The organism is Gangjinia marincola (assembly GCF_039523415.1).
GTDB lineage: Bacteria > Bacteroidota > Bacteroidia > Flavobacteriales > Flavobacteriaceae > Gangjinia > Gangjinia marincola.
Genome location: NZ_BAAAFG010000001.1, coordinates 25374 through 34668, shown reverse-complemented (window position 1 = coordinate 34668; position 9295 = coordinate 25374). Strand labels below are relative to the sequence as shown.

At 39.8% G+C, this 9295-nt stretch carries 7 protein-coding genes and 1 tRNA gene; 6 read left to right on the top strand and 2 right to left on the bottom strand.

Features of this window, described 5'->3' with window-relative positions:
* Positions 1–26 precede the first annotated feature (26 nt).
* Positions 27–111 (bottom strand) — tRNA-Ser (locus ABD000_RS00165).
* Between the two features lie 177 nt (positions 112–288).
* Here ABD000_RS00165 and ABD000_RS00160 point away from each other — a divergent pair.
* Both ABD000_RS00160 and ABD000_RS00155 read left to right on the top strand, forming a co-directional pair.
* Positions 289–1362: a M28 family metallopeptidase gene (locus ABD000_RS00160; RefSeq protein WP_425545333.1), complete on the top strand. Its 1074-nt coding sequence runs from the start codon at positions 289–291 to the stop codon at positions 1360–1362.
* A 93-nt stretch (positions 1363–1455) separates the two neighbouring features.
* Complete coding sequence (locus ABD000_RS00155) at positions 1456–2643, top strand: nuclear transport factor 2 family protein (protein ID WP_343762248.1); 1188 nt, start codon at positions 1456–1458, stop codon at positions 2641–2643.
* Between the two features lie 607 nt (positions 2644–3250).
* Here ABD000_RS00155 and ABD000_RS00150 read toward each other — a convergent pair.
* Complete coding sequence (locus ABD000_RS00150) at positions 3251–5056, bottom strand: glycoside hydrolase family 15 protein (RefSeq protein ID WP_343762246.1); 1806 nt, start codon at positions 5054–5056, stop codon at positions 3251–3253.
* Between the two features lie 75 nt (positions 5057–5131).
* Between ABD000_RS00150 and ABD000_RS00145 the strand changes: the two genes are divergently transcribed.
* The 4 genes from ABD000_RS00145 to ABD000_RS00130 all read left to right on the top strand — a co-directional run bounded on the left by ABD000_RS00145 (position 5132) and on the right by ABD000_RS00130 (position 9295).
* Complete coding sequence (locus tag ABD000_RS00145) at positions 5132–7357, top strand: bifunctional alpha,alpha-trehalose-phosphate synthase (UDP-forming)/trehalose-phosphatase (RefSeq protein WP_343762241.1); 2226 nt, start codon at positions 5132–5134, stop codon at positions 7355–7357.
* Between the two features lie 22 nt (positions 7358–7379).
* Positions 7380–7604, top strand: coding sequence for a hypothetical protein (locus ABD000_RS00140; RefSeq protein WP_343762238.1), 225 nt, complete (start codon positions 7380–7382; stop codon positions 7602–7604).
* Entirely contained in the window at positions 7601–7846 is a 246-nt protein-coding gene (locus ABD000_RS00135; RefSeq protein WP_343762232.1) for a type II toxin-antitoxin system RelE/ParE family toxin, read from the top strand. Before ABD000_RS00140 ends, ABD000_RS00135 begins: the two co-directional genes overlap by 4 nt.
* Positions 7847–7963: 117 nt before the next feature.
* Positions 7964–9295, top strand: a complete 1332-nt coding sequence (locus ABD000_RS00130) for a M28 family metallopeptidase (RefSeq protein WP_343762229.1) — start codon at positions 7964–7966, stop codon at positions 9293–9295.

Sequence of the window (9295 nt, the reverse complement as noted above, 5' to 3'; positions counted from 1 at the left end):
GCAACTTTCGTTGCGGGTTTCTTTTGCGGAGAAAGAGGGATTCGAACCCCCGGAGGTGTGACCCTCGCCAGTTTTCAAGACTGGTGCATTCGACCACTCTGCCATTTCTCCTAAACTTAAGGCGGTCTGCCTACTATCGTAACATGACCTGTTACAAATGCGGGTGCAAATATAAAACCCTTTTTTATTTCTATAAAGTAAATTCTGCGTTAAATTTTAACCCATTGAATATTACCTTCATAACGATAAATATCCTATATTGCGCCGCATTTTAAAATCATACATACCGTGAATAGGCTATTGTTTCTGGGGGGAATATTCGCAATTCTATCGTGTAACTGTAAAGTTCAACAAGATAGCAATACAAGCAGTAAGACCAATACAACTACTAGTGAGAGTACTTCAATATCAACCTCTGCAGGCTATGAAAACCCAATCCCCTACGCAACTACTATCACAAGTGCAGAACTAAAAGAAAATCTTTACATTTTTGCAGGCGATCGTTTCGAAGGGAGAGATACAGGTAAACGCGGACAAAAAATGGCGGTAGATTTTCTAAGGGATAAATACCGAAAAATGGCCGTACCCTCACCCATGGGTGGAGATGACTATTACCAACGCATACCTTCTTCTTTTTTGGGTGGCGGAATGGAATCCAGTGAAAATGTATTAGCCTATATTGAAGGTTCAGAAAAGCCCGAAGAGGTTATCGTGATCTCTGCACACCTCGATCATTTAGGAAAAACAAAACTCGGGCAGGTCTTTAATGGGGCTGATGATGATGGTTCTGGTAATGTAGCTATCCTAGAAATTGCCGAAGCTTTTAGAGCGGCACAAAAAAATAATCTCGGACCTAAACGTTCTATTCTATTTCTACACGTTACGGGTGAAGAGCGCGGACTATTGGGGTCAAAATACTACGTAGAAAATCCCGTTTTTCCATTAGAAAATACCGTTGCCAATCTTAATATTGATATGATTGGGCGTATTGATCCTAATCATAAAGATAACCCTGACTATGTTTATCTCATTGGAAGCGATAAACTAAGTAAAGAATTGCATCAGGTTTCAGAAAAGACCAATGACGAATACGTAAAAATTGATCTGGATTATACCTATAATGATGAGAATGATCCCAATCGTTTTTACTATCGTAGTGACCACTATAATTTTGCAAAAAACAACGTGCCGGTAATATTCTATTTTAATGGTACGCATGAAGATTACCACAGAGCGTCAGATACTCCAGATAAAATTGAGTACGATCTTCTTGAAAAGAGGACCAAACTCATATTTCATACAGCTTGGGAGATCGCCAATCGTCCCGATCGATTACAGCTTAATAATAGTGGATCTAACTAATTATTTGATAAAGAGCTTCCTGCTTAAGGCGTAAATTGGATACTCAGTAATATATTTTGGTATATTTAAGCATTGAACCATGCTTACTATCCCATGAAAATCAAGTACACCCTACTTCTATTTATCTTAATTCCCTTTTTCGGCGTAAGCCAAACCAATACAGATATTTACCTTTTTGAGGTTGTCCTTGAAGATGATATAATTATACTGAAAAATCCGATCAACATTTCAAATAACCAAGGCTACGATAATCAGCCGAGTTTCGACGGAAATTCAATGTTATACGCCAGAACTGTTGAAAATCAGACGGATATTGCACGATATGATCTTACTGCCGGAAGAAACAGTCTTCTCACTTCTACTCGTGTTGGGAGCGAATACAGCCCCACTCCTATTCCCGCTATGCCAAACCGTATTTCTGCCATTCGGTTAGATACTACAGGCTTTCAACGACTTTATGATTACGATATAGCTGCCGATTCTTCAGCAATACTATTACCGGATGCTGTGGTGGGATATCACGCATGGTATGATTCCAATACAATTATTTCAGCTGTATTGATGCCTGATCAACTTGATCTTATTCAAACTAATCTAGGCAAAAATATCAGTAAGACCTTAGCTAAAAATGTTGGTCGAAGCATACATCGCATTCCAAATACAAAAAACATTAGCTATGTTAGTAAAAATGACAAGCTGCGATGGAAACTAAAATCTTATAATCCTAAAACGAGAAAACATGAGGTCATCATTGCTTTACCTCCTCGAGTTGAAGATGTCGCCTGGCATCCCAATGGAACCCTGATCTGTGCTAAAGAAAATATGCTCTTTAGCTATCATCCTCAAAAAGATGATCACTGGAGTATTTTACAGATCATGGGCATTGAAGTTTTTGCCAATATTACCCGAATTGCAATTAACGAAACCGGAACTAAGCTTGCTTTGGTTGCCGAAGATTCTCCCGCCGTCATCGTGAAGAAGCAACTGGAATCTTATAACAACAGAGATATTGATTCCTTTTTATCCACATTTGCAGATGATATTGAGATCTATCGTTTTCCAAATACCTTAGAGACCAGCGGAAAAGATGCGCTAAAGGAACGTTATCAAGCTTTTTTTGAAGCAACTCCTAATTTAAACAGCACCGTCCGTAACAGAAAAGTACGGGGTAATACGGTGATTGAAGAGGAGTTTATCACCGCCAACGATCGCGAGTACACCATTATCGCGATATGGGAAGTTGAAAATGGACTTATTAAAAAAGCTACGTTTAAGCGGTAGCAGCCTACAGTAAGATTTCTCACAATCAATTCTTTCATGTTCGAAATGACTGCAGATCTTAACGTCATTTCGACATACCTTAACCAGCCATTAGGCTGGGGAAGCGACGAGAAATCTGCCAAATAAAACTTGCATTTGAAAACTTAGTAACCAACGATAATATTTCTCACGCTCAGTACCTTCGGTTCGAAATGATTGCCACATCTTAATGTCATTTCGACGGAGTCTCGAAGTATCGGGGCGACGAGAAATCTGCCCATTAAACTGTATTAAAATCTTAGTAACCAATATTAAGATTTCTCACGCTCAGTACCTTCGGTTCGAAATGACTGCCAAATCTTAATGACATTTCGACGGAGTCCAGAAGTATAGGGACGACGAGAAATCTGCCTCCTAAAACTTGAATTGAATGGTTAATAACCAATAATAAGATTTCTCACACTCAGTGCCTTCGGTTCGAAATGACTCAGAGCTGAGCATTTTAATAGTTATCTATTACGGCTATTTTAAGGTAGTAAATTTTAAAATCAGGAGAAAGGAAAGAAATTTCAGTTAGGTAATATCTCATCCACAGTTAAGCCCCTCCTTTGGAGGGGTCGGGGAGGATTTACCCCTCTACCAATTCAACCACCTGATCATCTTCTGTTTTGACATTGGCTAAATTAATGGCTGTTTCAATGAGTGCTAAATGAGAATAGGCTTGCGGAAAATTACCCAGTAAACGTTTGGTCTCAAAATCAATGTCCTCACTAAATAATCCCAAATGATTGCTGTAGGATAATAACTGATCAAACATGTTCGCTGCTTTTTGCTCCTCACCTATCTTATACAAACTATTGATAAACCAGAACGTACAAATGGTAAATGAAGAAGACGGCAAACCAAAATCATCTTTGTTTTTATAACGGTATAACAGACCGTCATTACATAGTTCACGTTCAGTTGCTTTAACAGTTTTGATATACTTAGGATCCTTGGCCTCAATAAAACCGTAAGGTTCCATCAATAACACTGAGGCATCCATATCATCAGAGCCGTAGGATTGTGTAAATGCCTGTACTTTTTCATTCCAGGCATTGGTCATAATGTCTTGCTTGATTTCTTGCTCTAAGGATTTCCACTTGTTGTATTTATGTGTTTTGTTTAGGATTTCTGCTACTTTCATCGCCTTGTCAATGGCTACCCAGCACAAAACCTTAGAGAAAGTAAAATGTCGTTCCTCAGTCCTAAATTCCCAGATGCCTTTATCGGGTTCTTGCCAGTGTTTTTGAACTACCCAAACAATTCCTTTTGTAATGGACCAGAGTTCTTCTACCTGTTCTATTTCGGTTTTAAACTTGACAATTTGTTGATAAACCACGTCCATTAGGATTCCGTAAATGTCGTTTTGACGCTGGGCATAAGCTGCATTTCCTATACGTACTGGTTTGGAGCCTTTATACCCTTCCAAGTGTTCTAAGAAATGTTCGGTTAGTTTTTTCTCACCATTAATCCCGTACATGATCTGGAGTTTTTCATCTTTATCTGGAATAAGATTCGTTACGAAATCTAAGTAACGCTTTGCCATATGCTTATGACCCAACTCACTCATCACTTTGATCACCATGGAGGCATCTCGAATCCAACAGAATCTATAGTCCCAGTTTCGAACTTCACCAATAGTTTCGGGCAAGGAGGTTGTTGCCGCAGCCAGAACCGCTCCGGTTTTATCAAAGCTCAATAGTTTTAGTGTGATCGCGCTTCGGGTAATTTCTTTTCGGTATTTTTTATAGCTGGGCATTTGGTTTACCCAATTAAGCCAATACACACGGGTTCGGCTGTATTCCAGGTGAATCTTGTCTAAATCCGGCTGAAAGATCTTTTCGTTATATCCAAAGCTAAAGAAATGATCTTCGGTTATCGTAATTGCCTCTCCTTGGACCACAGCTTCTTTATCCAGATCGGTATATAAGAAAATGGTATCAAACTTTTTGCCGTGAGTTAAACTAACAATGAAATTATCTTTAATGTACGTGTTTGTTTCCGCGGAAGCGTATTCCAACTTAGGATCATATATCACCTTAAAGGATGGCTTACCAGAAAGGTGCTTCACATATCGAATCACTTCACTGGGTGCATAATATCCCTTATCCACCTGGTGATATCTGGGCATAAAATCCCGTAGCTCAAAAGAATCTGCATCCCTGGTGAATCTCGTGACCAAGATTCCTGTATAGTTATCGTAATGCTGCGTGATGTCATAATCTGGTGAAACCTCAAAACCAAAGCTTCCTCCTTTATCTTCGTCTAAAAGTTTAGCAAAGATCGAAGAAGAGTCAAATTGGGGCAAACAACACCAATCCAATGAGCCCGTTTTTGAAATTATTGCGGCACTCGTGCAGTTGCCAATGATCCCATAATCAAGATTATCCATCAATTATACTTTTAATAACAGTTATCTAACGTGTATTGTTTAAATTAACGAAAAAGTATTTGCAAAACCAACCCCATGAGTAAAACAATCATTGTTTCGAATCGGCTCCCGTTAAAACTATCCCTTGATGGGGATAAGATCACCGCCACACCTAGTGTTGGTGGGCTTGCCACCGGGATGAAATCTGTTCATACCGATGGGGATAGCCTTTGGATTGGCTGGTCTGGGTTGACTGATGATACGCTTACAACAACCCAAAAAGAAAAGGTTGCCGAAAAAATAAGGCAAGAAAACTGTGCCGCAGTTGCATTGACGCAACAAGAAGTAGATGATTTTTACCTGGGATTTAGCAATAAAACACTCTGGCCTCTTTTTCATTATTTCTTAGAGTACGCCAAATTTGAAAAAGACCAATGGGAAACGTATCAACGAGTAAACGAACGGTTTGCCAAGGTGATCCTGGAGCATACGGGAGAAGATGATATCATTTGGGTACATGATTATCAATTATTATTAGTGCCCCAATTAGTCAAAGAGCAGCGTCCCAAAAGTACTATTGGTTTCTTTTTACACATTCCGTTTCCATCCTTTGAGATTTTTAGAACTTTTCCCTGGCGTGAAGAAGTGTTACAGGGAATGTTAGGCGCAGACCTGTTAGGCTTTCACACCTACGACTATGAACGACACTTTTTAAGTTCGGTCAAACGAATTTTGCGTAGGGAGGTCTCTTTTAATAAAATCAGCTACGACAATCGGGAAATAAAGGTGGATTCTTTCCCCATGGGAATTGATTACGATAAATTTTATTCTTCGGCGAAACAGCATATGGACAAATCTTTAGAAGAACGCAGTGAGCTCCAACAGCGCTTAGATAGTCATAAAGAAATTTCTGGCGATGGCTCCAAGCTCATTCTCTCTATTGACCGCATGGATTATACCAAAGGAATCCCTAACCGCATCAGAGCTTTTGAGTATTTTTTAGAAAAATATCCTGAGTACATCGAGAAAGTACGCTTGATTATGTTAGCAGTGCCCTCCCGTTCAGAGGTTTCAACCTACAAAAAATTGAAGCAGGAAACCGATCGCTTGGTAGGTCGCATCAACGGGAAATTCTCAACCGTAAGCTGGACTCCCATTTGGTATTACTATCGCTCTATGCCCTTTGACAATTTGATTGATTTATATACTAGTGCCGATATTGCCTTGATTACTCCTGTACGCGATGGGATGAATTTGGTGGCTAAAGAATATGTAGCCACGCGCGTGAATGGCGACGGAGTCCTGATTTTAAGCGAAATGGCAGGAGCTTCTAAAGAAATGAACGAAGCCTTACTCATCAATCCAAATAACTTTGAAGAATTTGCCGCCACGATTAAGAAAGCGATTGAAATGCCGTTAGAAGAGCAGCAATCCAGAATCAAGATTCTTCAAAAGCGTTTAAGTCGATACAATGTGGAGCGCTGGGCGAATGAATTCATGAAATCCTTAAAGGAGACTCAGCAAACCAAAGACATCTTTGTTTCTAAGAAAATGAATGCGGCAATCAAGCAGGAGATGCAAGCTGCGTATCAAAACGCGAACAAGCGTTTGCTCCTACTCGATTATGACGGCACATTGGTAGGGTTTAAAAATAACCCGAAAAAGGCCTCTCCTGATGAGGAACTTTTTACATTATTAGATCAACTGCAAGCAGAAGATAAAAATGATGTGGTCCTCATTAGTGGAAGAGACAAAGAGACCTTTACCGAGTGGTATAGCCATAAGGATTACGGACTCATAACCGATCACGGCGTATGGTTTAGAAATTTTAAGCAGGAATGGCAGCAGCTTGAAAAATTAAAAACAGACTGGATGGAAACTATTCGACCGGTAATCCAGACCTTTGTAGATCGCACTCCGGGAACTTTTATTGAGAAGAAAAAGTATTCGCTTGCATGGCATTACAGAGCAGCAGATCCGGAACTGGCCGAAGGACGTAAAGTCGAACTCAAAACCATTTTAAGCAATTTAATCGCCAATAACAATCTAAGCATCTTAGAAGGCAATAAAGTGCTTGAAATTAAGAACAGCAGTGTAAATAAAGGTCGTGCTTCTGCCCGACTCCTGGCCGATCGTGATTATGATTTTATTTTTGCCATAGGTGATGACTGGACAGATGAGTATACCTTTGAAGAAATGCCAGATTCTGCCTACACCGTTAAAGTGGGCTACGTAAAGACGGCGGCAAAGTATTATGTGAAAGATACGGTAGATGTGCGTGATTTACTTCAAGTTTTTATCGGTAAAAATGTTGTATCTTAGTTATTGTCTTCAAATTTAAGTTATGAATATACATGAAGAAAAAATTGCTCTGGTTAAGGAATTATTAGAAATAAAAGATCCCTCAATTTTGAGCGAAATTAAAAACATCCTTCATCAAAATGACCGAAACGACTTTTGGGACGATTTGACTGATGAACAAAAATCTGAAATTAATCAAGCCAGAGACCAAATTAAAAACGGGAACACAACCGACTTTGAATCGTTTATGAATCTGCATAGACCATGAAAAGAAAGGTAGTTCTTTCTAAAATCGCCGAAGAAAAGCTATCAGATGTATTAGATTATCTCCTTAATCGATGGTCAAATAGGGTAAAACAAGAATTCATACGCAAATTGGATCAATCGGTTTCAGTCATACAAGAACATCCAGAAAGTTTCCCTCCCTCGTTGCTAATTCCTACGCTTAGAAAATGTGTTGTTACTAAACAAATCAGTATTTTTTATGAATTTGATGATGAGAACATATAAATATTAACCTTGTTCGATACGCGACAAAATCCGGATCAATGGAGTAACGAATTATAAAAACCAAACCTAGCTTGCTTACAACTAAAAACACTATTAATCGCTATCAATTATATGCTTATGAAACTATATCTTACACTAACTTGCTTCATTATTTCTACAGTACTTACGGCTCAAACCGATCAACGCATTTATGACATTATAGATGCGGTTTCTGCAGATCGTATTGAAAAAGACATTGCCACACTTGCCGGCTTTGGTACACGGCATACCTTAAGTGACACCGTATCTAAAACGCGCGGGATAGGAGCGGCAAGACGCTGGATCAAAAGCGAATTTGAAGCGATTTCAAAAGATTGTAATAATTGCCTGAACGTATTTTACCAAAAGGATTTGGTAGAAAAGGGTACGAATCAGCGTATTGTAAAGGATGTGATGGTGGTCAATGTGGTAGCGGTTCAAAAAGGCACAAAATATCCAAACAGTTATATCATTATGAGTGGTGATATAGATAGCCGGGTGAGTGATCCCACAGATTATACCTCAGATTCCCCAGGAGCGAACGATAATGCTAGTGGAATGGCAGGTGCTATTGAGGCTGCCAGAGTTTTATCCAAATATACCTTTGAGCATAGTGTAGTCTATCTTGGACTTTCTGGTGAAGAACAGGGTCTTTTTGGCGGAAAAGGTTTTGCAGCTTACGCGAAAGAAAACAACTGGGACATTATTGGGGTACTCAATAATGATATGATCGGAAACATTACAGGAGTGGATGGCGTGATCGATAACCGAAGCTTTAGAATCTTTTCTGAACCTGTCCCCCCAACTGAAACTGAACGACAACGCAATGCCCGTAGATTTTATGGCGGTGAAGTTGACGGTATTTCCCGTCAGCTGGCGAGGTATGTCCATAACACCGTTGAAACTTATATGCCAGAGATGAACCCTATGATGATCTACAGATTAGATCGATTTGGTCGTGGCGGTCATCATCGCCCTTTTAATGACGCGGGCTATCCCGGGATTAGAATTATGGAAGCCCATGAAAACTACACCCAGCAACATCAGGATATACGTACCGAGGATGGCATTGAGTACGGCGATAAATTAAAATTTGTGAATTTTGACTATGCCAAAAAACTTACCGCAGTCAATGCGATCACGATGGCTAGTCTAGCGTGGGCGCCACCTTCACCTAAAGATGTGGGCATCGGCGGGATTGTGGAACCTTCAGCTAAGTTAGAATGGTCAAAAGTCAACGATGCAAAAGGATACAAGATCTATTGGCGTGATACAACCTCACCTACCTGGGATCATAGTAGATACGTAGATGATGTCACAACATTTACGCTGGAAGGAATCGTGATTGACAATTTTTTCTTTGGGGTTTCCGCCGTAGGCGAAAAAGGCCATGAGAGTGTGGTTGTCTTTCCGAACAAAATTATACGCTAG

What these genes read in the sequence shown, in the direction of transcription:
- ABD000_RS00155 (WP_343762248.1), top strand. Translation starts at nt 1,456, where the DNA reads ATGAAAATCAAGTACACCCTACTTCTATTTATCTTAATTCCCTTTTTC.
- ABD000_RS00150 (WP_343762246.1), bottom strand. Translation starts at nt 5,056, where the DNA reads ATGGATAATCTTGATTATGGGATCATTGGCAACTGCACGAGTGCCGCA.
- ABD000_RS00145 (WP_343762241.1), top strand. Translation starts at nt 5,132, where the DNA reads ATGAGTAAAACAATCATTGTTTCGAATCGGCTCCCGTTAAAACTATCC.
- ABD000_RS00140 (WP_343762238.1), top strand. Translation starts at nt 7,380, where the DNA reads ATGAATATACATGAAGAAAAAATTGCTCTGGTTAAGGAATTATTAGAA.
- ABD000_RS00135 (WP_343762232.1), top strand. Translation starts at nt 7,601, where the DNA reads ATGAAAAGAAAGGTAGTTCTTTCTAAAATCGCCGAAGAAAAGCTATCA.
- ABD000_RS00130 (WP_343762229.1), top strand. Translation starts at nt 7,964, where the DNA reads ATGAAACTATATCTTACACTAACTTGCTTCATTATTTCTACAGTACTT.